A 587-nucleotide genomic window follows, 5' to 3' on the forward strand; every position below is an offset into this window, starting at 1 on the left:
GAGGATCCGGCGCGAGCACGCGTCGGGGAAGGCCATCAAGGCGATAGCGCGGGACTTGCACCTGTCGCGCAAGGTGGTGCGCAAGGCGATCCGGGCGCCGGAGGCGGACATGGGCTACCGGCGGGAGGTGCAGCCGCTGCCGAAGCTGGGGCCGTTTCAGGCGCGACTGGATGCGTTGCTGGAGGAAGACGAGGCACGACCGCGGCGCGAGAAGCTGCGCCTCACGCGCATCCACGACCTGCTGCTACGCGAGGGGTTCGACGGCTCGTACGACGCGGTGCGGCGTTATGCGGCTCGCTGGCGGCAGGCGCGGCGTCGCGATGTGATGGATGCGCCGGCGTTCATCCCGCTGCTGTTCCGGCCGGGCGAGGCGTATCAGTTCGACTGGAGCCATGAGGACGTCGAGATCTCGGGCAAGCCGATGCGTGTAAAGGTCGCGCATGTGCGGCTGTGCGCATCACGGGTGATGTATGTGCGCGCCTATCCCCGCGAGACACAGGAGATGCTGTTCGACGCGCATGCGCGGGCATTCGCCTTCTTCGGAGGCGTGCCGACGCGCGGCATCTACGACAACATGAAGACGGCGG

General features: G+C 68.0%; 1 protein-coding gene. It reads left to right on the top strand.

Annotated elements, in window-relative coordinates:
• On the top strand, positions 1-587 hold a 587-nt coding region (gene istA / locus AX685_RS00205; RefSeq protein ID WP_156445569.1), incomplete at both ends, for an IS21 family transposase.

Source organism: Sphingomonas sp. CCH9-F2 (assembly GCF_001556735.1).
Classification (GTDB): Bacteria; Pseudomonadota; Alphaproteobacteria; order Sphingomonadales; family Sphingomonadaceae; genus Sphingomonas; species Sphingomonas ginsenosidimutans.